This is a genomic window from Streptomyces lonarensis (assembly GCF_012033735.1).
Lineage (GTDB): Bacteria > Actinomycetota > Actinomycetes > Streptomycetales > Streptomycetaceae > Streptomyces > Streptomyces lonarensis.
Genome location: NZ_JAAVJD010000072.1, coordinates 1 through 22,458, shown reverse-complemented (window position 1 = coordinate 22,458; position 22,458 = coordinate 1). Strand labels below are relative to the sequence as shown.

Below are 22,458 nucleotides of genomic sequence, written 5' to 3'. Positions count from 1 at the left end.
GGGGGGGGGTGGGCCCCGCCGGCGGGCGGGCCGGGGCGAAGAGCCGGGAACGGGCGGGCGGGTGGCAGGCGGCGGGTGCCGGGGCGGGACGGTGGCCCCGGCGCCGAACCGCGGCTCGGCGGCTCCACGGCTCGCGGCGTGAGCTAGGCGGGGGTGTGCCGCTTGAGGACGGACAGGGCCGCGATCAGCTGGACCTGGTGGTCGACGCTCACCTCCAGCCGGTGCAGCGGCGCGCCTCTGCGGTCCCGCTCGGTGTCGATCACGCGCTGGACGAAGTCGGCGATCATGCCTTCGGCCTTGGTCCGCAGCCGTCCCGAGGCCGACGAGCCGAGGAGCGCGCTCAGCGCTTCGGTCGCGGGTGCCGCGTCCCGGGCGCCGAGCAGGCCGGCCAGGAGGAGCGCGGAGGTCTCACCGCCGTCGCCCGGCGGCGACGGCCGGTCCTTGCGGGCGTCGCCGTCGGCCGAGCGGTTCGGTCCGGCGTCGAGGGCGATCCGGACCTCCTCCTCGGCGAGCTCCTCCAGGCAGCGCCGGAGCCGCCGCACGAGGATTCCGGCACGCTCACGCGCTCCTTCGAGGTCGTCCCCGTCGGGCGTCGGCGCCCCGGGTTGGGCGAGCCACTGATCGGTGGTCTCCTCGTCGGCCGCCATGACGGCTTCGGCGAGCATGCTGGTCATGCCGTCGGTGAAGGCGTCGAGCAGTTCGTCGCTGCTGGAGTCGTCCGGGAAGGCGAGCCACTGGGTGCGGGCCTGCCCGGTGAGGAGTCCTCCCTCGGTCAGCGTGTCCTGCACGCGGCGGGCGGCGGTGTCGAACGCGGTGCGCAGCTGTTGGTCGAGGCGGGAGGCGGCCGCGGTCTGGGCGGCGGCGGCGTTGGCGAGTGCGGTGACCCGGCCGCGTAGTTCGCCGAGGGCGCCGATCGCGGTGCGGGAGGCGGCTACCGCCCTGACGGCGGGGTCCTGCGCGTGCTGGGAGAACCATTTGCGCAGGCCGGCCACGGCGGTCGAGGGGAGCACGCCGGTTCCTCCCCGCACCGACTCGGGCAGTTCGGGCACGGTGAAGCACGGGACGTCGCCGAGTCCGGCGCGGTCGAGGAGGGTTTCGTAGTGGTGGGACACCTCGGCGGCGACCTGGTGCGGCACCCGGTCCAGCACGGTGACGAGGGTGACCCGCCGGTCGCGGGCGCTGCGCAGCAGGTTCCAGGGCATGGCGTCGGCGTAGCGCGCGGCGGTGGTGACCAGCACCCAGATGTCGGCGGAGCAGATCAGGTCGGCGGCGAGGTCGCGGTTGCGCGCGATGAGCGAGTCGATGTCGGGGGCGTCGAGCAGCGCGATGCCGCAGGGAACGGAGCGCGAGGTCTCGACGACCAGGGTGGGTTGACCGTCCGGGCTTTCGTGCGGGGCCGTGGCGGGGACGAGTTCGTCGTCGTCCTGACGCGGCATCCAGACGCGGTCGAGTTGGGGCAGTACCCGCCGCCCGGCGAACCAGTGGTGGTCGTCGGGGTGGCAGACGAGGACGGGGGTCCGGGTGGTCGGCCGCAGCACGCCGGCTTCGGAGACCCGTCTGCCGACAAGCGAGTTGACCAGGGTGGACTTCCCCGCGCCGGTCGAGCCGCCGATGACGGCGAGCAGCGGGGCGTCGGGCTCGCGCACGCGCGGGATGAGGTAGCCGTCGAGCTGCGCGAGCAGTTCGGCACGGGACCGACGCGCGCGTTCGGCTCCGGGCAGGGCCAGGGGAAAGCGCGCGGCGGCGACACGCTCCCGCAGTGCGGTGAGCGTGTCCAGCAGTTCGGACTGAGCCTCCAAGATCGCCACATGCGAAGAATGCCCAATTTCTGCGGTTTTCTGAAGCATTTCCCGCCGAACTCGCCGATCGCGTGCAGCGGCCCGCTCTCGCAGCCATAACGACTGCGCAACACCACCCGCGTGAGCCGCCCAAATCGCTGCGCCGATCCGAGTCGCCTGCGATTATCGGGGCTGCTTCACCGGATCTCCACACCTCGGAGCCACGGCGGAGCGCCCGGCGTGATCTCCCCGACGCCCTATCCTGTGCCCTGGCACGGCGCGGCAACGGGGCTGACGTCCCATGCCCCCGTAGCTCAGCGGATAGAGCAGGTGCCTTCTAAGCACTTGGTCGCAGGTTCGAGTCCTGCCGGGGGCGCCACCGCCCGGCCCTTCTCGCGTGGCCCGTCGCCGCAGGTCAGCACAGCCCCTTCGGGAGACGCTCCGGCTTCGGAGCCGCATGCCCAGGCGAGGCAGCCAGGACGGTCTCGACCGGTGGCGCGGCAGCGCGGCCCACCGACACCGAACAACACCCGAACGGCCACGCCGCCCGACGGGGTCCCGCCGGGTCCACCGGGAACGCGGGGCCCATGGGGAGACCGGTCGCGCGCCCCCGGCGCGCGTGAAGTCGACGCGACAGCGTCACCCGTTCGGCTGTTACTCCAGACGCGCCGACAGCGGGGCCTCCTCGGACACCCGAGGCCCTGATCCCGCCCCCCTGCCCTGGCCCCTCTCCCGCCGATATGGCCGAGACGGTGGCCCACCATGCCCCTTCGAGGTCCGGGCGCGCCACGGGTCGGCGGCCGTGGCCCGGCGGCGGGTGACGGGCGGCGGGTGAGGGGCGGCGGGGCGCTGATCGCGCCCAGGGGTCGGCCTCGCCGTTCCACGGAACCGCGGCAACGGCGGACCGCAGCAGGAGCGGTATGTGCACCGACCGCTCAGCCCGCACGCCGTCCCGGCCGTCCGCCCTCCCGCGCCCGGGACCCACAGCTCCCCATCGCGCGGTGCGGCACCCGCCGGTAGGCGTGCCTCCCTGGACGCGGACGCCACGCGGCGCACCGGGAAGCGGGCAGCGGCCGCGGACCGCGCCACCGGCGGTGCCGCGGCGGTGTCCGACCCCGCGGCGCCCCACCGGCAGGGCGAAGCTTCCCACCGCGTTCCCGACCCCGCAGGCCCGCCCGTCGCAGGTGGGGGCGATGCGGCCGGCCCGACCGGCGCGGCGGACGGACGATCCGAAAGTTTCTTGGTGGCACCCGGGCATACGACGACTGACTCCGGGCATGCGATACGACGAACGGGTGATAAGCGAACTAGGCCGGGAAGATGGTAAATCCTCCCCCTGTCGCTTCGTCACCGAAAGGTCCCGATCCTGGAGGCACAGATGAGCGCCGAAGGCAGCACCGACCGCGTCAAGGGCAAGGCCAAGGAGGCCGTGGGCAAGGCCACCGGCAACGACCGGCTGAAGGCCTCCGGCAAGGCCGACCAGGCCAAGGGCACCGCCAAGGACGCACTCTCGGGCGACAAGTAGGTCCGAGGCGACATCGACGGCCCCGCTTCCACCGCACCACCGCGGTCGGCGGAGCAGGGCCACCCCCGACAGCGGGCGCTCCACATCTCGTGGAGCGCCCGCTGTCTGTGTCGTACCCCCTGGCCTCACCTCGACGGCCACCTCGGACGTCCGCCGCCGGAGGTCAGTCCAACGGTCCGGTGCGCCGTCGCCGCCCCTGCCCGAGGGCCCGTTCCCCGGCCGTTGGCAACCGTCCAGAACGAGCCGGCGGCCCACTTCCCCGGACCGCCGAAGCCCCGTGGGCGCGCACGGCGCCGGCGCGGCGGGCTGCCGGGGTCGGTGGCGGCGGCGCGAGGGGCGCCGTCGATCCGGCCTCGCGACCCGCTCCATCTCGGTGGAGACGGGCGCGGACCGGCAGCGGCGTGCCGCAGCCCGAAGCCCACACCCACTCCCCCGCCACCACCACCGCCACCGCCACCGCCACCGCAAAAAGCCCCGGCCGTGCGGGTCGGGCGGGTGGGGCGCTCAGGCCGGCGGGTGCGTGGCGAACGGTCCTGGAGCAGTGACGGATCCGCCCGCCGGCCCAACGGCCCGACGAGGCCGACACGGCGGCCGGTGGCGCTGGGATCGCCCCTTCGGAGAACCGGCTCGGCAGTCTCTCCACGCGGTCGGAACGCTCGTTCTCACGGGGGCAACAGCGCTGTCGTGCCCGGTGGTTCCGACGGTTCCGGTCGACCGGCCGGTCAGATGCGGCCGCGGGTGATGCGGGTGAGCGGCCCGTGGCGCTGGATGACCGTCGCGCGGCCGACGGCGAACGCGCCTCCGACCAGACCCGCGAGGCCGGCCGCCGCACCGGCGGCAACGGTTTTGCGGTGCTTGAGCAGCGTCCAACCGGTCGCGGCCTGCGACGCGATGTCGCCGACGGCGTCCTTCGCCGCTGCCGGGGCCGCTGCCGCCTTGCCGGCGACACCCGACACGGCGTCCTTGGCGGCCGCGGGGGCCGCCGCGGCCTTGTGGGCGACGCCGGACACGGCGTCCTTGGCGGCGGCGGGCGCGGCGCTCGCCTTGTCCGCGAGGCCGGAGGCCTTGTCGGCAGCACCGGACGTCTTGGACGCCGCGCTGCCCGTTGCCTTCTTTGCGGTGGACGAGGCCTTGGTGTTGGCGCGGCGCGTGGTGCTCGACGCAGTCTTCTTGGCGTTCTGCGCCTTGCTGCGGCCACCGTTCTTGCTGGCGTCGTCGCTCTTCTCCTGAGCCATCATTCCTCCTGCTCCTATTGCTACTTGCCTAGGTGTTCTGCTTTCCGGTGATGCTGATCGCAAACAATTCCGCTATTGGTCGCGGCGCGGCAACAGGGTGCCGAGCGGGCCGAGATCGAGATTGAGATCGGCCATCGTGAGCCCGTGGCGCTCCGACAGCTCCTCGATGCGTTCTTCGAGCAGCATGAGGGTCATTCCCACGCGTTCTTCCTGGTCCTCGCCCAGGTCGCCGTGGTCGACGCGGCGCAGCGCGGACCGTTCCATCAGCTGCCGCAGCAGTTCGACGACGGTCAGCACGAGCTTGATCAGGTCGCGGTCGACGGTGTCCGGGCCGGTTTCCCAGCGGGTCGCTGCCGCGCCGGGTCCGGGGCTCGCGTCGGTGATGTCGGTGATCGGGGCGAGGGAGAGGGCACGGACGGACTCGCGCAGGACGTCGTCGACGGGGTCCGCGCCCGCCGCGGCACGTGGCACGGGCAGGTCCCCGGGGCCGGGCCCGGGGCCTGCCCCGGGCTCGGGCCGCCGGTCGGGGAGGCCGGCCGGGCCGGTCTCGGGGCTCACCACGGTGCGGGGTGGTCGGGTTCGATGGAGCGGATCACCGCGCGGAGGTCGATGTGGACCAGGTCGACATCGGCGATGGAGAGCACCAGGTCGCCGGTGAGGACGGCCCCGTTGGCGAGCAGCCGGTCCAGCAGGTCGATGAGGGCGACCTGCCGTGGCGCGACGTCGTCGGGCAGCGGTTCATCCGGCATCGGCGGCCACCGGGCGCACGAAGGAGTAGGGGGCCCAGGGGCCGGTGACCTCGACGTGGCGGCCGGCCGCGGGATCGGCACAGGCGGTGACGGCCGCGTGCAGCGCGAGGAGGGCGTCGCGGCGCACCAGCCAGGCGTCGTTGGCGATGTTTTCCCCCGGCCCGTCAGCCAGTTCGCCGGTCTGGAGGCGGTGGGCACGCTGGTCCACCGCGTGGGGGACGGCGGCGTCGCGGACTGCGCGCACCAGCGTGGCGGCGTCCCGGTCGGCGTCCGCCCGGGCGCGGCGCTGGGCGCGGCGCGCCTCCAGGTAGGCGCGTCCGGGGCTCTCCGGGCGGGTCGGGGCGGCCGGCGGCGCGGTGGCGGGTTCGGTGGGGGCGGGCGGGGTGGACCGGTAGGCCTTGACGCCGACCTCGACGAGGCCGTCGAGTCGCGCCAGTTCCGCCAGGATCGCGTCGGACGATTTCCTGAGGAATTCCCGGACGCTCTCCTCGGTGGGGTGCACCGTGGCGATTCGCATGGGCAGCACGGTCGTTTCCCGGAATGCCGACTCGACCACCGCGTTGTGTGTGCGTGCGACATGTTCGAGCCAGGCGAGTTCCGCTTCCTGCGGCCGCTGTCCCACCATTTCGAGATGGCGGGGGTCGACGGAGCTGACCAGGGCGGTGACCTCGCCCGCGGTGACGGCGCGGACCGGCGCGTCGGCGACACCGACAGCGTCGGTGACTCCGGCATCGCCGGTGGCACCGGCGGCGTCCTCGTGGTGGCGGGCGGCGGTGACGGCGTACAGGTACACCGGTCCGCCGGTGTCGGGCGACGGGCGGTCGTGGTGGTCCGGGGCTGCTGCGGTCATGGGGCGGGGTCGTCCTTCGTGGTCTCCGCGGGTGCGGCGGGGCTCGGGTCCAGCTCGGCCGGCCGGGACTCGCCGCGCAGCAGCCGCAGTTCCTCGCGCAGCCGCTCGTTCTCCGCCTCCAGGGCGGTGGTGGCGGTGCCGTCGACCGCGCCGTTCTGCGGGCGGGCCCGGGAGGAGAGCGAGGGGTCGTGCTCCCACCAGTCGATGCCCATCTCCTTGGCCTTGTCGACGGAGGCGACGAGGAGGCGGAGCTTGATGGTGAGCAGCTCGATGTCGAGCAGGTTGATCTGGATGTCACCGGCGATCACGACGCCCTTGTCGAGGACGCGTTCGAGGATGTCGGCCAGGTTGGCGGACGATCCCTGCCCGGAGGCGGCCGGCCCGGGTCCGTCACCGAAGAGCGACATGGCCGGTCACCTCCTCGCCGGTGGGGGCATGGGTGGGGCAGTGGTTATCAGGCATCGCTGGCGCTCTTCCGGTTGCGCGGGGCGGGGGGCTCGTCCTCGGGTTCGTCGTCGAGGAGTTCGGCTTCCTCGTCCCACTCCTCCTCCCATTCCTCCTCGGGCTCCGGGGCGTTGCGGCGCGCGGCGAGGGAGTCGGAGAACCGCTCGACGCGTTGGGCGACCGCCTGGCGTGCGACGTCGCGGACGGCGGGGAGCAGTTCGTCCCGTACCTGCCCGCCGAGGTCGGCCAGGGCCGGGGGCAGGGCCATGCCGCCCTGGCCGCCGCCGGCCGCGCGGCGGCCGACGAGGTAGATACCGACGCCGAGGGCGACCTTCGCCTTCTTCGTCCGTCCCAGCAGGTAGCCGCAGGCCACTGCCGCGCCGATACCGGCGGAGTTGTTCACGGGCGTCTCCTCTGTGTCCGGCCGGGGCGCCCGCTGCGCCCCTCAGCCCCGTCTGCGTGCACGTTGCATCTCCTCCAGCTGCTCCAGGCGGTCGAGGAGCAGGTCCTCCTGCTCCTCGAACTCCTCCTCGGTCATGCGGCCGGCCACCAGCTCCTGTTCGAGTCGGCGGAGTTCGGCGCGGACCGGGGCGGGGTCGTAGTACTCGTCCTCCGCCACCCGGACGACCTGGTCCAGGACCCAGACCGAGCCGCGGAGCGGGGCGAGGGGCAGCAGGAGCACTTCCGACAGCAGTCCCATGTCGCCTCCCGTCGTTGCGGGCCGGCGGCGGCCGCCGGCCCGGGGGCTCGCCGCCCCCGGGCTGCGCGGCCGTGTCCGGCGTCAGACGAAGCTGTAGGGCGGCAGCGGTCCGAAGAGGCGGACCTCCCACCCGTCACCGAGCCGGTTCTGCTCGGTGGTGACCAGGCGGCCGAACTCCTCGGCGCCGGAGACCGGCACCAGGTAGGAGGCGGCGAGGCTCTCCTCGGGGGCGGGGTCGGCCGCGCGGGAGTCGCCCGCGGCCGGCGCCAGTCGCTCGTGGAGGTCGGCGCCGTCGGACGCGCGCTGGGAGGCGATCGCCCGGGAGACCGCCTCGCCGAGGGCGACCTGGTCCTCGTGGGAGGCGCCGGGGCGCTGGGCGCGCTGCCGCAGCTGCTGGATCTCGTCCGAGCCCTGGGTCACCTCGCGGATGACGTCCGCCTCGGCGCGGGTGGCCTTGACGTGGAACTCCACGCAGTCGCCGACGCGCTGCAGCTGCTCCAGGAAGTCGGCGGAGCGCTCGCCGAGCACCTCGCGGATCTGTGCCTCGTCCGGTGCGATATGGCCGAACTGCATCGGCAGGACGGGGCCCTCACCGAGGAGCGCGTTGAGCACTTCCTGGTGGGCCAGGAGGTGTCGGCGACGCGCCTTGAGGTCCTCCGGTACGTCGCTGATGTATGCCTTGACCTCTCCGGCCTGCACCACGCGCAGTTCGGCGGGCGGGTCGCCCACCCCGACGAGGGAGTCGGTCTGCGCCGGGTGGTCGGCGGCGGTGATGGCGTACAGGTAGCACGGCACGGTGTTCACTGCTCCTTCTGCCTGGCCGGGCGTCGGCCGGAGGACTTGCGGGCGGTGCGCTTCTCCTCCTGCTGGTCGTCGTCGGAGTCGTCCCCACCGCCGAGGGACTCGCTGATGGCTTCGACGGCGCCGCCGAGGACGCCCTTGGACTTGCCGCGGGCGCCGCTCTCGGTCGCCTCGCCGACGATGTCGGTCAGCTGGCTGGGTGCCTTGCGGCCGGACTCCAGGTCGAGGCGGTTGCACGCCTCGGCGAAGCGCAGGTAGGTGTCCACGCTGGCGACGACGATCCGGACGTCGACCTTGAGGATCTCGATGCCGACCAGGGAGACGCGGACGAACGCGTCGATCACCAGGCCTCGGTCGAGGATCAGTTCGAGGACGTCGTAGAGGTTGCCGGAGCCGCCACCACCGGTGGGGCTCTGCTGCTGTGCCACGGTCACGTCGTACTCCTTCGTTCGTCGGGCTGCCTCGCGGGCGGCCGCAGGCGCCTCAGCGGCGCCGTTCGACCTCGCCGCGGCTGTAGCGCCGCACCATCTCGTACTCCAGGAGTTGGCCCTGGTGGTCGAGGTCGACCCGGTAGCTGGCCATGACGCTGGTGGTGGGCGGTACGCGTTCCAGTTCCAGGACCTCGACCTGCGCGGTCCAGCCGTCGTCGGTCCGTCGGACCGAGGAGACCGACTGGGCCTGGCGGTCCAGCAGCATCGCGAGTTCACTCGCGGCCTGCTGCACGATCTGCGACACCGGAAGGCGTTCGCCGCTCTTCTTCTCGGTCATAGCCCCGTCCACTCGGGCGGCCACTCGGGTCGCGTGCTCGTCACGCTCTCGGCCGCACCTCCCGGGTGCCCGGGCCCGGTGCGGGCAGTGCGCCACTTCCGGCCACAGGTCGGCGTCGACCCGATCCCGGCCATGACCAATCCGGTCCGCTTGGGCCGGGCGGGACGGCCCACGGGGCCGGTGGGGCAGGTGTGACCTGCGGTATCCCCGGTTCGGGGAACGTGGACGGCGCGAGTACCCGAGGTCATCACGGAGCGACCAGCTGTAAGGGAGTACGTCCTGACGTGTGACGACGCGGAGCGGTACCCATTCCCGCCCACCTGGCTTGATATGAGCGCTCTTGACCGGCACGGGGCCGATATTGACCGATACACTCTCGCGTTTTCAGCCTTCCGAGGGGATGCTCGATGGCTTGTTCTGTTTTGAGGGGGGGCGAGACAGACCGAACCGGCCGAACCAGGACACCCGTCGTGAGGCGCGGGCACACCCGGCTCCCCACCCGGCCCGGGCTGGGAGGATGTCGGCATGCCGGACCACCACACCCCCACCGAGCAGACCGGGACGCCGCGGCCGACGCGGCAGGAACGTCGCGACCTCCCGGTCTGCACTCCCGGCTCGAACGGCATCGACTTCGTGATCCGCGGCTACGAGGAGCTGCTCACCCGCGACACGGTCTGGGGGGAGCACTCGCACGCGTGCGGTGAGTTGATGTGGAACGAGCGCGGCGCCTCCTCAGCGGTGGTGGGGGCGCGGGTGTGGACGATCACGCCGACGATGGGGCTCTGGATGCCGGCCGGGACACTCCACGCCGGGACGGCGCCCGCCGGCACCCGGATGCGCGCGGCGTTCTTCGGCTACCGCACCACCGCGCCGATCTCGGACCGGCCGGTCACCGTGGAGATCACGCCACTGCTGCGGCTGCTGCTGGACCGGCTGGACGAGGCGGAACTGGGCGCCCGGTCGCGCGAGGTGACGGAGGCGATGGTGCTGGACGTCCTGACGCCCGCCGCGCACGAGTTGTTCGTCCACATGCCCAAGAGCCGGCTGCTGCGGCCGATAGCGGAGGCGGTGCGCAGCTGCCCCGCCGACCGGCGGGGCCCCACGGAGTGGGCGCACGAGCTGGGGGTGAGTGCGCGCACCCTGGCGCGCGCCTTCAGCGCCGAGACCGGGACGAGCTTCGCCCGGTGGGTGGCGGCGGTCCGCGCGCAGCACGCCATCGGACTGCTGACCGCGGGGTGGGAGGTGGAGAAGGTGGCGGCCGAGGTCGGGTACCGGTCGGCCAGCGCCTTCGGATTCGCGTTCCGCCGGACGACCGGCCTCACACCGGGCCGGTTCCGCGCGGACTGAGGCCAACGCCACATCCGCGACCGCGCCCGCGCTCGCGCCTGCCGGGGCGCGCCGCCGCCCCGGCCGCACGTTCCCCGGCGCGGCGGCGACGGGGAGCAGCGGACCACCGGCGCCGGGGCGATCCACGCACCGCCGGCGCCGGGGCGACCGGCACCGGGGCAGCGACCGGCACCGGGGCGTCGACCGGCACCGGGGGTCGAGCACACCAACTCACCCGCCAATCAAGGCTGTTGAACGCTGCCGGCCGCGCTGCGGCGACCACGGGGACCGCCGGGGCGGAGCGGGGCGGAGCGGGGCGGAGCGGGGGCTTCGTCGCGCGCGGCATCACGCGGCCCGGGGACCGTCGCGGCCTTCCGTCGACGCGCCCCCGGCACAGACTGTCCGTTCCTCGACAGTGCATGTCCGTCTGGCTCGGTTGCGTCATTGAATGCCCTGGCCATAGATTACCAAGGACAGCCTTACCTAACTTGTTGGGCGGCTCGCGCACGGCTTTCACCACGGCACCTCCCGGCCCGGAACCAGCGCGGAGCAGCGCGCCCGACCGGCACACATGTGGAGCGTGTTCCCGTGCGAGCAACTCGCGTTCTGGTCACCGCGGCGACCCTGCTGGGTCTCACCGCCGTCACGGCCTGCGGCAGCAGCAGTGACGACTCCGGCAGCGGCCCCGAGACCGGCAGCGGGTCGGACAACGCCGCGGCCGAGGACTCGGGGCAGTTCCCCATCACCATCGAGCACGCCCTGGGCACCACCGTCGTGGAGTCGGCCCCGGAACGGGTCGCCACGGTCAACTGGGCCAACGACGAGGTCCCCCTGGCGCTGGGCGTCGTGCCCGTCGGCATGGCGAAGGCCAACTTCGGCGACGACGACGGCGACGGCATCCTGCCCTGGACCAAGGAGCGGCTGGACGAACTCGAGGCCGACGCGCCCGTCCTGTTCGACGAGACGGACGGCATCGACTTCGAGGCAGTCGCCGACACCTCCCCCGACGTCATCCTCGCCGCGTACTCGGGCCTGACCGCCGACGACTACGAGACACTGAGCGAGATCGCCCCCGTCGTCGCCTACCCCGAGACCGCCTGGGGCACCTCGTGGCGCGACACGATCACCCTCAACAGCACCGCCATGGGCATGGCCGAGGAGGGCGAGCAGCTGATCGCCGACCTGGAGCTCCAAATCGAGGAGACCGTCGCGGACTACCCGGAGCTGGAGGGCAAGTCCGCGATGTTCATGACCCACGTCGACCCCGGTGACGTCAGCGAGATCGGCTTCTACACCTCGCACGACACCCGCAGCCAGTTCTTCGAGGACCTCGGGCTGACCGTCCCCGGCTCCATCGCCGAGCTGTCCGCCGGGACCGACCAGTTCGCGCTCCGCCAGAGCGCCGAGCGCATCGACGTCTTCGACGACGTCGACATCATCACCGGCTACGGCGACGAGGAGGGCGAGCTGCTGCAGACCCTGATCGACGACCCGCTGGTCTCCAAGATCCCGGCGATCGGGCGCGGCTCCGCCTACCTGCTGCCCGGCAGCACCCCGCTGGCCACCGCCGCCAACCCGACCCCGCTCTCGCTCTCCTGGGTGCTGGAGGACTACGTGAAGGCGCTCGCCGAGGCCGCGGGCAAGGTCGAGTGACCACCACGACCCACGACGGGGCGGACGCCGCCACGCGGCGTCCGGCCCGCGTACGACTGCTGTGGCTCCTGGGCGTCGTCGTCCTGCTCGCGTTCCTCATGGTGGCCTCCGTCGCGCTCGGCTCGCGTTCCGTCGCCTGGTCGGACGTGTGGGCGGCGCTGGGCGGGGCTGACGGCTCCATGGAGGAGGCCGCCGTCACCAAGCGCATACCCCGCACCGTGCTGGCGGTGATCGTCGGGGCGGCTCTCGGCATCTCCGGCGCCGTGATGCAGGGGGTGACCCGCAACCCGCTGGCCGACCCCGGCATCCTCGGCGTCAACATGGGGGCCTCCCTCGCCATCGTCATCGGCGTCGCGTTCTTCGGGCTGTCCACCGCGACCGGGTACGTCTGGGTGGCGATGGCCGGGGCCGGCCTGGCCGCCGTCTTCGTCTACACCGTCGGCTCCCTCGGTCGGGGCGGCGCCACCCCGCTGAAACTCGCCCTCGCCGGGGCCGCGACCTCGGCGGCGCTGGCGTCCCTGGTCACCGCCGTCATGCTGCCCCGCAACGACATCGCGGGCGGTATCCGGCTGTGGCAGATCGGCGGCGTCGGCGGCGCCTCCTTCGAACGCATGGGGCACCTGCTGCCCTTCCTCGCCGTGGGCCTCGCCCTCTGCCTGCTCTCCGCGCGTGCCCTCAACTCGCTCGCGCTGGGAGATGAGTTGGCGGCCGGGCTGGGGGAACGCGTCGCCCGGGCCCGCGCGCTCGCCGCCCTCGGCGCCGTCGTCCTCTGCGGCACCTGCACCGCCGCGGCCGGACCCATCGGCTTCGTCGGCCTCGTCGTCCCCCACATGTGCCGGCTGCTGGTGGGGCCGGACCACCGCTGGCTGCTGCCGTTCTCCGCACTGACCGGCGCCTCGCTGCTGACCGCCGCGGACGTGGTGGGCCGCATCGTGGCACGCCCCTCCGAGGTGGACGTCGGCATCGTGACCGCCCTGATCGGCGCGCCGTTCTTCCTCTACATCGTCCGCCGGCAGAAGGTGCGTGAGCTGTGAGCGCCGACCTCCTCCTCCGCCCCGCGGGGACGGCCCGCGTCACCACCGCGGCCGACGTGGCGCGCGGCCGGGCACGCCGGGCACGGCGCCGCCGCACGGTCGTACTGGTGCTGCTCGTGCTGGTGGTCGCCGGGTTCGCGGCCTCCCTGATGTTCGGCCGCACCTACTACCCGGCCTCCGACGTGGTGCGGGTCGTCATGGGCGAGCAGGTGCCCGGCGCCTCGTTCACGGTGGGGCGGCTGCGCCTGCCGCGGGCGGTGCTGGCGGTCTTCGCCGGGTTCGCGTTCGGCCTGGCGGGTGTCACCTTCCAGACCATGCTCCGCAACCCGCTGGCCAGCCCCGACGTCATCGGGATCAGTTCGGGGGCGAGCGCCGCCGCGGCCGTGGGCATCATCGTCTTCGGGCTGAACGGCACCGCCGTCTCCGTCCTCGCGATCGTCGCCGCCCTCGGGGTGGCGCTGCTCGTCTACGTGCTGGCGTTCCGCGACGGGGTCGTCGGGACCCGGCTGATCCTCATGGGCATCGGCGTCGCCGCCATGCTCGACAGCGTCACCGCGTACGCGCTGTCCCGCGCCGCGGAGTGGGACCTCCAGGAGGCGATGCGCTGGCTGACCGGCAGCCTCAACGGCACCGGTTGGAACCAGGTCACCCCGACGGTGGTCGCGGTGCTGGTCCTCGCGCCGGTGCTGCTGTGGCAGTCCCGGAACCTGTCCGCGCTGCAACTCGGCGACGACACCGCGGCCGCCCTCGGCATCCGGGTCGAGCACACCCGCATCATCCTGATCGTGGCGGCGGTCGGACTCATCGCCTTCGCCACCGCCGCCGCCGGGCCGATCGCGTTCGTCGCGTTCCTCTCCGGCCCGATCGCGGCCCGGATCGTCGGCCCGGGCAGCTCGCTGCTGGTGCCGTCCGCGCTGGTGGGCGCCCTCCTCGTGCTGGTCGCCGACTTCATCGGCCAGTACGCGCTGGGCACCCGCTTCCCCGTCGGCGTCGTCACCGGCGTCCTGGGCGCGCCGTACCTCGTCTACCTGATCATCCGTACCCACCGGGCGGGAAGCTCACTGTGACCACCACCCCCTCACTGACCGCCGAGGAACTCTCCCTCGGCTACGGCGACCGCACCGTCGTCTCCGACCTCGACCTCTCCGTCGCGCCGGGCGCGATCACCGTCGTCGTCGGCGCCAACGCCTGCGGGAAGTCCACGGTGCTGCGCGCCATGTCGCGGCTGCTGACGCCGCGCGCCGGCCGGGTCGTCCTCGACGGCAGGCTGGTCCACCGGATGCCGGCCAAGGAGCTCGCCCGTAAGCTCGGCCTGCTGCCGCAGTCCCCCATCGCGCCCGAGGGCATCACCGTCGCCGACCTCGTCGGCCGCGGCCGCCACCCCCACCAGGGCGTGTTCTCCCGCTGGAACGAGCAGGACGACGAGGCGGTCGCCCAGGCCCTGGACGCCACGCAGACCGCCGAACTGGCCGACCGGGCCGTCGACGAGCTCTCGGGCGGGCAGCGGCAGCGCGTCTGGATCGCGATGGCGCTGGCCCAGCAGACGGACGTGCTGCTGCTGGACGAGCCCACGACCTTCCTCGACCCCAGCCACCAGATCGAGGTGCTCGACCTCCTCACCGACCTCAACCAGGCGCGGGGAACCACAATCGTCATGGTGCTGCACGACCTCAACCTCGCCGCGCGGTACGCGGACCGGCTGGTCGCCATGGCCGGCGGGCGGGTCCACGCCGAGGGCGAGCCGGCGCAGGTGCTCACCGAGGAGAACGTCCGGGCGGTGTTCGGGCTGGAGAGCCGGATCATCACCGACCCGACCTCGGGGCGGCCACTGATGCTGCCGATCGGCCGCCATCGGGTCTTCGAGCCGGCGAACGGCTGACGCGGGTGCACGGCCGGGGTTGGCGCACCGGTTCCGGGAGCTGCCGAACGAGAACGTCGTAGCGGGGGTGAGCCTGCGGCACGCCGCCGAGGTACCGCACGCCCCACCCCGCCCATCTGTCGCGGGCGTTCAGCGCGGAGTGCGAACTCGGCGCGCACCCGTACCTCACCGGCCGCCGCGTGGAGCCGGTACGTCGGCTGCTGCTGGACGGCGCCGGCCCGGGAGCTGCCGCGACCGCGGTCGGGTTCTTCGACCAGTCGCATCTGCACCGGCACGTCAAGCGGCGGCCGGGGGTGGGCCCGGGCCGGTACGCGCGGAGCGGCGCAACGGCGGTGACGCGCTGACCCGCCGGTCCGCCGCGGCGGACCGGCGGGCGGGAACCGGCCGTCTCAGCTGGTCAGTTGTCGACCCAGCCGTGGGAGGCCGCGAGCGAGGCGACCTGGTCGCGGATCCGGCGGATCTGCTGGGCGGTGAGGTCGCCGTCGGCCGCGATGAGCGCCTCGGTGAGTTCGGTGCGGAACTCGGTCCGGGTGAGGATGTCGCAGACCTCGCCGTCGACGAGCGGGTCACCGCCGTTGTCGGCGGCCGACCGCGCGGCGGGGGCCGCGGCGCGGGGCGGCAGCGGGGGCTCGCCGGCGGTCGACTCCACCAGCCGGATTCGGGAGGCCTTCGGCCCCTTGTCGCCCATCTCCATCTCGAACTCGACCTCGCGGCCGGCCTGGTAGAGGTACTTCTCGCCCATCAGGTCGTTGGCGTGCATGAACACGTCCTCGTGGCCCTCTTCCGGCACGATGAAGCCGTAACCGCGCACCTCGTCGAACCGCAGGATCTTACCGATCATCCGCACTGCCGCCTCCTCAACAAACCTGCAACCACCGCACACACGGGTGACCCGGACACCGTGCCCGGGCATGGTCAGAACCTAACGTGCGAACGGCCCCCGCGCGCCAGGGCCGTCACTGTTCGTCCAGCATTCGTTCGCCTGGCGTTCACCTTCACCGCCACCGACGGGGTGCGGGACTCGTCGTGACCCGGGGGTCACCGGAAAGCGGCCCGGAATTTACGCACCGGCCGTTGTCATGGACTCCTCTACGCGCGTAGCTTAGGGTGACCCCCGCCTTCCGCTGTGCCACCGGGCACCGCGCCGGGTACCAGAGGAGAAGCCACGTGCCGCACGACAGCCGCCGTCGCCGCAGAGTCGCCCTGGTGGCGGCCGGCGCCGCCACCTCGCTGGTCCTCACCCCGCTGCCGCGGGCGCTGGCCGAACCCGCCCCCGGCGCCGACCTGTCCACGACCGCGGCCGGCGCCGTGATCAGCGAGGTCTACGGCGGTGGCGGCAACTCCGGTGCCACGCTGGTCCGCGACTTCGTGGAGCTGGGCAACCCCGGCGACAGCGCATATGAGTTGAGCGGACACAGCGTGCAGTACCTGCCGGGGGCGCCGGGGCCGAACAGCCGCTGGCAGGCGACACCGATCACCGGCACGGTGGAGCCGGGCGCGCTCTACCTCGTCGCGCAGGCCGCGGGCAACGGCGGCAGCGTGCAGCTGCCGACGCCGGACGCCACCGGCTCCATCTCGATGAGCGCGACCACCGGCACCGTCGCCCTCGTCGAGGGCACCACCCCGCTCACCTGCGTCACGGCCGCGGCCTGCGCCGACGACGCCCGCGTCGTCGACCTGGTGGGCTACGGGTCGGCGGTGGTACGGGAGGGCTCGGGCCCTGCCGCCGGCGCCGGCAACAACGCCTCCGTGGCCCGCGACGCGGAGCTCACCGACACCGACGACAACGCCGCCGACTTCACCGCCGGGGCCCCGACCCCCGTCAACTCCGCCGGTGACGGCGTCGACGACGACGGGGGCGACGGCGGGGAAGAGCCGGGCGGGCCGCCCGAGGCCGGCGACGTCCGCATCCACGACATCCAGGGCACCACCCGGTGGTCGCCGCTGGCCGGTCAGCGCGTCACCGGTGTGCCGGGTCTCGTCACCGGCGTCCGCGCCTCGGGGTCGCGAGGCTTCTGGATGCAGGACGCCACCGGCGACGGTGACCCCCGTACCAGCGAGGGCCTGTTCGTCTACACCGGTTCCGCGGTGCCGACGGTCGCGGTCGGCGACGAGGTGCTGGTCTCCGGTGAGGTGTCCGAGTACTACCCGGCGACGGGCGCGCAGTCGATCACCCAGATCACCGGGCCGCGCGTCACCACCCTCTCGCGCGGCAACGAACTTCCGGCGCCGGTGGTGCTGGACGCCGACTCCGTGCCGGACCTCTGGGGGCCCGAGGTCGGCGGCTCCATCAACGACCTGACGCTGGAGCCGGACACCTACGCCCTGGACCTGCTGGAGTCACTGGAGGGCCAGCGCGTCGAGATCAACGACACCCGGATCGTCAGCCGCACCACCGACTACGACGAGATCTGGGTGACGGTCAAACCGGAGGAGAACCCCTCCGCGCGCGGCGGCGTGGTCTACGGGTCGTACGACGAGCCGAACACCGGCCGGCTGAAGGTCATGTCGCTCGACGCGCAGCCGCTGCCGGCCGCGAACGCCGGTGACCTGCTCGCCGGTTCGACCGTCGGGCCGCTCGACTACGCCCAGTTCGGCGGCTACACGCTGCAGGCGACCGAGCTCGGCACGCACGTCGACAACGGGTTGGCCCGACCGGTGACGCGCGCACAGGACGAGGACGAACTCGCCCTGGCCACCTACAACGTGGAGAACCTCGCCGCGACCGACCCGGACGCCAAGTTCGCCGCGCTCGCGGAGGGCGTCGCCGTCAACCTCGCCTCGCCCGACGTGGTCGCGCTGGAGGAGATCCAGGACGACAACGGCCCGGTGAACGACGGCACGGTCACCGCCGAGCGGACGCTGGAGAAGTTCGCCGACGCCATCGTCGCGGCCGGCGGCCCCCGGTACGCGTGGCGTTCGATCGACCCGGAGAACAACCGCGACGGCGGACAGCCGGGCGGCAACATCCGCAACGTGTTCCTGTACAACCCGGAGCGGGTGGAGTTCACCGACCGCGAGGGCGGCGACGCGACCACCGCGGCGCAGGTCGTGGCGGGCGCCGACGGCCCCGAGCTGTCGGTGTCGCCCGGCCGCATCAACCCGGGGTCGGACGCCTGGGCGAGCAGCCGGAAGCCGCTGGTCGGCGAGTTCGTCTTCCACGGGGAGACGTACTTCCTCATCACCAACCACTTCAACTCCAAGGGCGGCGACCAGTCGCTGCACGGCCGGTTCCAGCCGCCGCAGCGCACCTCGGAGGCGCAGCGCCACCGCCAGGCCGAGGAGGTCGCCTCCTTCGTGCGCGACCTGCACACCGCCGACCCGCAGGCCAAGGTGGTCAACCTCGGGGACTTCAACGACTTCGAGTTCTCGCGGACCCTGGAGATCCTCGGCGACGGCGGCGCCATGAACAACCTGCTGCTGACGCTGGCGCCCGAGAAGCGCTACACCTACATCTTCGACGGCAACTCGCAGTCGCTCGACAACATCCTGATGAGCTCCACGATCGAGGAGTTCGAGTACGAGGTGCTGCACATCAACACCGAGTTCGCCGACCAGGCGAGCGACCACGACCCGCAGCTGGTCCGGATCGCCACCGGCGGCGGGGACGACGGCGGCGACGGGGACGGTGACAGCGGCAGCGCCAAGGACCGGCTGAAGGAGAAGCTGAAGGAGCTGGTGCGCGACCTCCAGGAGTGGCTGCGCAGGCTGCTCGGCCTCTGACCCGGGCGGGACGGTGAGCCGGTGAGGGCGGCGACGCCCTCACCGCCGTGCCCGTGGGGGTGGTCGAGGACCGCCCCCACCGGCACACCCCCGTTACGGGAAACTGCCCCGGGGCAGCCGGCGGTGTGTGCCGCCCGTCACGGGCGGATCGTCCGCGGCCGCCAACCCTGCCGGGATGACCACACACGCGCCCCGCCCGGCCCGCGACACGACGGCCCCGCCGGCCCGCACCCGGTCCGAGACCTGGGACTTCACCGGCGCGGACGGCCGGCGGCTCTCGGGCCGGCTGGAGACGCCGACGGACGGCGAACCGACGGCGGTCGCCGTGTACGCGCACTGCTTCACCTGCGGCAAGGACAGCTTCGCCGCGGCCCGCACCGCACGGTTCCTCGCGCAGCGGTCCATAGCCGTGCTGCGGTTCGACTTCACCGGAGTGGGCGCCTCCGGGGGTGAGTTCGCGGAATCCGACTTCTCGGGCAACGTGGCCGACGTGGTGTCCGCCGCGGCGGCCCTCGGGGAACGGCTGCGGCCGCCGACGCTGCTGGTGGGCCACTCGCTCGGCGGCGCCGCCGTGCTGGCCGCCGCGAGCCGCGTCCCCGGGGTGCGGGCGGTCGCGACCATCGGCGCGCCGTCCCATCCGGGCCACGTGCGGCAGCAGTTCACCGCCGCCGACCGCGCGCGCATCACGCGCGACGGCGTCGCGGAGGTGATGCTGGCGGGCCGGCCGTTCCGGGTCGGCGAGGGGCTGCTGCGCGACGTCGCGGACCAGCCGCAGCGCGAGCGGATCGCCGCGCTGCCCGCGCCGCTGCTCGTCCTCCACTCCCCCGACGACCGCCTCGTCCCGCCGGCGCAGGCCAGGGAGATCCAGCAGGCCGCCGGGGACGGCGCGTCGCACGGGGTGCGGCGCGGTCCCGACGGGGCGCGGGCGGAGCGGGACGCGCCGGGCGGCGCGTCGGCTCAGTGGAAGAAGTGGCGGGTCCCGGTGAAGTACATGGTGACCCCGGCGGCGCGGGCCGCGGCGACGACCTCCTCGTCACGCACGGAGCCGCCCGGCTGCACCACGGCCCGGACACCGGCGTCCAGCAGCACCTGGAGGCCGTCCGCGAACGGGAAGAACGCGTCCGAGGCGGCGAACGAGCCGGTGGCCCGCTCCTCGCCCGCACGCTGCACGGCGAGGCGGGCGGAGTCCACCCGGTTGACCTGGCCCATGCCGACGCCGACGGAGGCGCCGTCCTTGGCCAGCAGGATCGCGTTGGACTTCACCGCGCGGCAGGCGCGCCACGCGAACAGCAGCGAGGCGAGTCCGGCCTCGTCCAGCGGGTCGCCGGCGGCGAGCGTCCAGTTGGCCGGGGCGTCGCCGTCGGCCTGGAAGACGTCCTTGTCCTGCACCAGCAGGCCGCCCTCGATCGGCCGGACCTCGGTGCGGGCGGCGGGCGCGTCGGCGCAGCGCAGCACGCGGATGTTCTTCTTCCGGGTCAGCACGTCCACCGCGCCGTCCTCGTAACCGGGGGCGACGACGACCTCGGTGAAGATCTCCGCGACCTGCTCGGCCATCTCCACCGAGACCGGGCGGTTGACGGCGATCACGCCGCCGAACGCCGAGACCGGGTCGCAGGCGTGGGCCTTGCGGTGGGCCTCGGCCACGTCGGCGCCGACCGCGATGCCGCAGGGGTTGGCGTGCTTGATGATCGCGACGGCGGGCCGGTCGTGGTCGTAGGCGGCGCGCCGTGCGGCCTCGGTGTCCACGTAGTTGTTGTAGGACATTTCCTTGCCGTGCAGCTGCTCCGCGGCGGCGAGCCCGGTGCCGCTGCCGTCGCCGTAGAGGGCGGCGGGCTGGTGCGGGTTCTCGCCGTAGCGCAGCGACCGCAGCCGCTCGAAGGCGGAGCCGTGGAAGGCGGGCAGCGCCTCGTCGTCGGCGGCGTAGTCGGCGGCGAACCAGCTCGCGACCGCGGCGTCGTAGGCCGCGGTGTGGCCGAACGCCTCGGCGGCGAGCCGCTTGCGGGCGCCGAGCTCGAAGCCGCCGCCGGCGGCGGCCTCCAGGACGTCCGCGTACCGGGCCGGGTTGACGACGACGGCGACGGAGGGGTGGTTCTTCGCGGCGGAACGGACCATGGCGGGGCCGCCGATGTCGATCTGCTCGACGCACTCGTCGGGCGCGGCGCCGGAGGCGACGGTCTCCCGGAAGGGGTAGAGGTTGACGACGACGAGGTCGAACGGCTCGACATCGAGGTCGGTGAGCTGCTGCCGGTGGTCGGCCAGCCGCAGGTCGGCCAGGATGCCGGCGTGGACCTTCGGGTGGAGGGTCTTGACGCGGCCGTCGAGGCACTCGGGGAAGCCGGTGACGTCCTCGACGGGCGTCACCGGGACCCCGGCGGCCGCGATGCGCTTGGCGGTGGAGCCGGTGGAGACCAGCTGGACCCCGGCGGCGTGCAGCCCCTGTGCGAGCTCCTCCAGCCCGGTCTTGTCGTAGACGCTGACCAGCGCGCGGCGCAGCGGGCGGCGCCCGGCGTCGGCGGTGCTGGCGGCGGTGGTGGCCGTACGGTCGGCGGTCACGGGATCAGAACCTTTCGTCCCTCGATGCGATAGCCGTGCCGGGCCAAACGCCCCACGGCATCGACGAGCATGTGTCGCTCGACTTCCTTGATCCGCTCGTGCAGGGCGGACTCGTCGTCGTCCTCCCGGACCTCCACCGCGCGCTGCGCGATGATCGGCCCGGCGTCGACGCCCTCGTCGACGAAGTGGACGGTGCACCCGGTCACCTTGACGCCGTGCGCGAGCGCGTCGCGAACGCCGTGGGCGCCGGGGAAACTCGGCAGCAGGGCCGGATGGGTGTTGACCGTCCGGCCCGCGAAGCGCGCGAGGTAGCGCGCGCCGACGATCTTCATGAACCCGGCGGAGACCACCAGGTCCGGCTCGTGGGCGGCCACGTCGGCGGCGAGCGCCTCGTCCCACTCCTCCCGGGTCGCGTGGTCGCGGACCCGCCGGACGAAGGTGGGGATGCCCGCCTCCTCGGCGCGGCGCAGCCCGGTGCAGTCGCGGTCGGCGCCGACGGCCACGACGCGGGCCCCGTAGCCGGGGTCGGCGGCGGCGTCGAGCAGCGCCTGGAGGTTGGTGCCGGAGCCGGAGACGAGGACGACCAGCCGGGCCGCCGAGGGGGCCGGGGCGGACGATGCCGGTGCAGGAGCCACGTGGGAGAGGTGCTTTCTGTGGGCCGCGGGAAGCGATCGGGCGGTCTGCGCGGCGGGTGCGGGGTTCGCACCACGGCGCCGGCCGCCACCGTCACGATACCGGCACGCGCCCGTCCCCCGACACGACGGTCCACCGGCGCGGACGGTACGGTCGGGACCACCGAACCCGCCGCACCCCCGCCAGGGACCACCGGCGCTACGAAGGGGATACGACGACCAGATGACCGACCGACGCCGTGAATCCTCCTCCGACGGCCGGGCCGGCGGGGAGCCCAACCCCTTCGCCGCGCCGCCCGACGGCGCCCCGGACCGGCCCTGGCACCTACGCCGCCGCGCCGGCCGCGACAGCGGTTCCGGTGACGGCGGGCGCGACGGCGCCGACGGCGGCCGCGGCTCGGGGAACGGCGACAGCGACGGTGACGGCGAGGAGGAGAACCGCCGTTCGGGCTGGGGCCGGCAGTGGAGTTCGCGCCAGCCCGGCCGGCAGAGCGGCCCCTTCGGCCAGTCCTCCCCCGACCGGAACGAGGACGGCGACCGCGAGGGCCGGCGCCGCCCGAGCTGGGACCCGGCCGACCCCCGGCAGCGCCACGCGCGGTACGCGCTGCTCGCCGGAGGCTGGGCGTTCGTGGGCGCGGTCTTCGCCTGGGACTGGCTCGCGCTGCTGCTGGGCGCGCTCGCGCTCTACTGGGGTGTCGGAGCGCTGCGCGGCACCAAGCGGGAACTCACCGCGGAGGAGCGGGCGGCGGCGGGCGCTGCCGACCGGCGCGCGGCCGGGGACGGCGACGCGCCGGCGGCGGGCTCCGGC

At 73.7% G+C, this 22,458-nt stretch carries 23 protein-coding genes, 1 tRNA gene and 1 pseudogene; 11 read left to right on the top strand and 14 right to left on the bottom strand.

What is annotated here, in order from left to right:
* Positions 1 to 143: 143 nt before the first annotated feature.
* Complete coding sequence (locus tag HCN56_RS11785) at positions 144 to 1,799, bottom strand: dynamin family protein (protein ID WP_167970148.1); 1,656 nt, start codon at positions 1,797 to 1,799, stop codon at positions 144 to 146.
* Positions 1,800 to 2,081: 282 nt separating this feature from the next.
* Here HCN56_RS11785 and HCN56_RS11780 point away from each other — a divergent pair.
* Together HCN56_RS11780 and HCN56_RS11775 are read left to right on the top strand one after the other, a co-directional pair.
* Positions 2,082 to 2,157 (top strand) — tRNA-Arg (locus HCN56_RS11780).
* A gap of 999 nt (positions 2,158 to 3,156) precedes the next feature.
* Positions 3,157 to 3,303: a CsbD family protein gene (locus HCN56_RS11775; RefSeq protein WP_167970140.1), complete on the top strand. Its 147-nt coding sequence runs from the start codon at positions 3,157 to 3,159 to the stop codon at positions 3,301 to 3,303.
* Between the two features lie 722 nt (positions 3,304 to 4,025).
* On the opposite strand, the gene HCN56_RS11770 is transcribed toward HCN56_RS11775, so the two are convergent.
* From HCN56_RS11770 to HCN56_RS11725, 10 genes are all read right to left on the bottom strand, one after another.
* A complete protein-coding gene (locus tag HCN56_RS11770) occupies positions 4,026 to 4,538 on the bottom strand; it encodes a hypothetical protein (RefSeq protein ID WP_167970138.1) in 513 nt (170 codons plus the stop codon).
* A 72-nt stretch (positions 4,539 to 4,610) separates the two neighbouring features.
* Entirely contained in the window at positions 4,611 to 5,009 is a 399-nt protein-coding gene (locus HCN56_RS11765; RefSeq protein ID WP_376770867.1) for a gas vesicle protein K, read from the bottom strand.
* Positions 5,010 to 5,092: 83 nt separating this feature from the next.
* A complete protein-coding gene (locus tag HCN56_RS11760) occupies positions 5,093 to 5,287 on the bottom strand; it encodes a gas vesicle protein (protein WP_167970136.1) in 195 nt (64 codons plus the stop codon).
* The gene (locus HCN56_RS11755) at positions 5,277 to 6,137 is read right to left on the bottom strand and encodes a GvpL/GvpF family gas vesicle protein (protein ID WP_167970134.1); all 861 of its coding nucleotides are present in this window, start codon (positions 6,135 to 6,137) and stop codon (positions 5,277 to 5,279) included. The genes HCN56_RS11760 and HCN56_RS11755 overlap by 11 nt, the downstream gene beginning before the upstream one ends.
* On the bottom strand, positions 6,134 to 6,544 hold the full coding sequence (locus tag HCN56_RS11750; RefSeq protein WP_167970132.1) for a gas vesicle protein: 411 nt from the start codon (positions 6,542 to 6,544) through the stop codon (positions 6,134 to 6,136). Before HCN56_RS11750 ends, HCN56_RS11755 begins: the two co-directional genes overlap by 4 nt.
* Positions 6,545 to 6,591: 47 nt before the next feature.
* The gene (locus HCN56_RS11745; RefSeq protein WP_167970130.1) at positions 6,592 to 6,984 is read right to left on the bottom strand and encodes a hypothetical protein; all 393 of its coding nucleotides are present in this window, start codon (positions 6,982 to 6,984) and stop codon (positions 6,592 to 6,594) included.
* Between the two features lie 42 nt (positions 6,985 to 7,026).
* Positions 7,027 to 7,281: a gas vesicle protein GvpG gene (locus HCN56_RS11740; RefSeq protein ID WP_167970128.1), complete on the bottom strand. Its 255-nt coding sequence runs from the start codon at positions 7,279 to 7,281 to the stop codon at positions 7,027 to 7,029.
* Between the two features lie 81 nt (positions 7,282 to 7,362).
* The gene (locus HCN56_RS11735) at positions 7,363 to 8,085 is read right to left on the bottom strand and encodes a GvpL/GvpF family gas vesicle protein (RefSeq protein WP_167970126.1); all 723 of its coding nucleotides are present in this window, start codon (positions 8,083 to 8,085) and stop codon (positions 7,363 to 7,365) included.
* Positions 8,082 to 8,516, bottom strand: coding sequence for a gas vesicle structural protein GvpA (locus HCN56_RS11730; protein WP_167970124.1), 435 nt, complete (start codon positions 8,514 to 8,516; stop codon positions 8,082 to 8,084). The genes HCN56_RS11735 and HCN56_RS11730 overlap by 4 nt, the downstream gene beginning before the upstream one ends.
* A gap of 49 nt (positions 8,517 to 8,565) precedes the next feature.
* On the bottom strand, positions 8,566 to 8,850 hold the full coding sequence (locus tag HCN56_RS11725) for a gas vesicle protein GvpO (RefSeq protein WP_167970122.1): 285 nt from the start codon (positions 8,848 to 8,850) through the stop codon (positions 8,566 to 8,568).
* Positions 8,851 to 9,375: 525 nt separating this feature from the next.
* Between HCN56_RS11725 and HCN56_RS11720 the strand changes: the two genes are divergently transcribed.
* The 6 genes from HCN56_RS11720 to HCN56_RS11695 all read left to right on the top strand — a co-directional run bounded on the left by HCN56_RS11720 (position 9,376) and on the right by HCN56_RS11695 (position 15,086).
* Entirely contained in the window at positions 9,376 to 10,197 is an 822-nt protein-coding gene (locus tag HCN56_RS11720; RefSeq protein ID WP_167970120.1) for an AraC family transcriptional regulator, read from the top strand.
* A gap of 567 nt (positions 10,198 to 10,764) precedes the next feature.
* A complete protein-coding gene (locus tag HCN56_RS11715) occupies positions 10,765 to 11,829 on the top strand; it encodes an iron-siderophore ABC transporter substrate-binding protein (RefSeq protein WP_312871189.1) in 1,065 nt (354 codons plus the stop codon).
* Positions 11,826 to 12,863: a FecCD family ABC transporter permease gene (locus HCN56_RS11710; RefSeq protein WP_167970116.1), complete on the top strand. Its 1,038-nt coding sequence runs from the start codon at positions 11,826 to 11,828 to the stop codon at positions 12,861 to 12,863. Before HCN56_RS11715 ends, HCN56_RS11710 begins: the two co-directional genes overlap by 4 nt.
* Positions 12,860 to 13,930, top strand: a complete 1,071-nt coding sequence (locus HCN56_RS11705) for a FecCD family ABC transporter permease (RefSeq protein ID WP_376770866.1) — start codon at positions 12,860 to 12,862, stop codon at positions 13,928 to 13,930. Before HCN56_RS11710 ends, HCN56_RS11705 begins: the two co-directional genes overlap by 4 nt.
* On the top strand, positions 13,927 to 14,742 hold the full coding sequence (locus HCN56_RS11700) for an ABC transporter ATP-binding protein (protein ID WP_167970114.1): 816 nt from the start codon (positions 13,927 to 13,929) through the stop codon (positions 14,740 to 14,742). Before HCN56_RS11705 ends, HCN56_RS11700 begins: the two co-directional genes overlap by 4 nt.
* A 116-nt stretch (positions 14,743 to 14,858) precedes the next feature.
* Positions 14,859 to 15,086: a helix-turn-helix domain-containing protein gene (locus HCN56_RS11695; protein ID WP_167970142.1), complete on the top strand. Its 228-nt coding sequence runs from the start codon at positions 14,859 to 14,861 to the stop codon at positions 15,084 to 15,086.
* A 53-nt stretch (positions 15,087 to 15,139) separates the two neighbouring features.
* Here HCN56_RS11695 and HCN56_RS11690 read toward each other — a convergent pair whose 3' ends face one another.
* Entirely contained in the window at positions 15,140 to 15,583 is a 444-nt protein-coding gene (locus HCN56_RS11690) for a cold-shock protein (protein WP_209312618.1), read from the bottom strand.
* Positions 15,584 to 15,909: 326 nt separating this feature from the next.
* Between HCN56_RS11690 and HCN56_RS11685 the strand changes: the two genes are divergently transcribed.
* On the top strand, positions 15,910 to 18,465 hold the full coding sequence (locus HCN56_RS11685) for a DUF8508 domain-containing protein (protein ID WP_167970110.1): 2,556 nt from the start codon (positions 15,910 to 15,912) through the stop codon (positions 18,463 to 18,465).
* 175 nt (positions 18,466 to 18,640) lie between these two features.
* A pseudogene (locus HCN56_RS27410) lies at positions 18,641 to 19,330 on the top strand (alpha/beta hydrolase family protein); the annotation flags it as partial.
* Between the two features lie 92 nt (positions 19,331 to 19,422).
* On the opposite strand, the gene purH reads toward HCN56_RS27410, so the two are convergent.
* Positions 19,423 to 21,018, bottom strand: coding sequence for a bifunctional phosphoribosylaminoimidazolecarboxamide formyltransferase/IMP cyclohydrolase (gene purH, locus HCN56_RS11680; RefSeq protein WP_167970108.1), 1,596 nt, complete (start codon positions 21,016 to 21,018; stop codon positions 19,423 to 19,425).
* Complete coding sequence (gene purN / locus HCN56_RS11675; RefSeq protein ID WP_167970106.1) at positions 21,015 to 21,653, bottom strand: phosphoribosylglycinamide formyltransferase; 639 nt, start codon at positions 21,651 to 21,653, stop codon at positions 21,015 to 21,017. Before purN ends, purH begins: the two co-directional genes overlap by 4 nt.
* A 220-nt stretch (positions 21,654 to 21,873) precedes the next feature.
* On the opposite strand from purN, the gene HCN56_RS11670 reads away from it, so the two are divergent.
* A partial coding sequence (locus HCN56_RS11670; protein ID WP_167970104.1) for a hypothetical protein occupies positions 21,874 to 22,458 on the top strand: 585 nt, incomplete at its 3' end.

What these genes read in the sequence shown, in the direction of transcription:
- HCN56_RS11775 (WP_167970140.1), top strand. Translation starts at nt 3,157, where the DNA reads ATGAGCGCCGAAGGCAGCACCGACCGCGTCAAGGGCAAGGCCAAGGAG.
- HCN56_RS11755 (WP_167970134.1), bottom strand. Translation starts at nt 6,137, where the DNA reads ATGACCGCAGCAGCCCCGGACCACCACGACCGCCCGTCGCCCGACACC.
- HCN56_RS11750 (WP_167970132.1), bottom strand. Translation starts at nt 6,544, where the DNA reads ATGTCGCTCTTCGGTGACGGACCCGGGCCGGCCGCCTCCGGGCAGGGA.
- HCN56_RS11720 (WP_167970120.1), top strand. Translation starts at nt 9,376, where the DNA reads ATGCCGGACCACCACACCCCCACCGAGCAGACCGGGACGCCGCGGCCG.
- HCN56_RS11760 (WP_167970136.1), bottom strand. Translation starts at nt 5,287, where the DNA reads ATGCCGGATGAACCGCTGCCCGACGACGTCGCGCCACGGCAGGTCGCC.
- HCN56_RS11770 (WP_167970138.1), bottom strand. Translation starts at nt 4,538, where the DNA reads ATGGCTCAGGAGAAGAGCGACGACGCCAGCAAGAACGGTGGCCGCAGC.
- HCN56_RS11740 (WP_167970128.1), bottom strand. Translation starts at nt 7,281, where the DNA reads ATGGGACTGCTGTCGGAAGTGCTCCTGCTGCCCCTCGCCCCGCTCCGC.
- HCN56_RS11725 (WP_167970122.1), bottom strand. Translation starts at nt 8,850, where the DNA reads ATGACCGAGAAGAAGAGCGGCGAACGCCTTCCGGTGTCGCAGATCGTG.
- HCN56_RS11690 (WP_209312618.1), bottom strand. Translation starts at nt 15,583, where the DNA reads ATGATCGGTAAGATCCTGCGGTTCGACGAGGTGCGCGGTTACGGCTTC.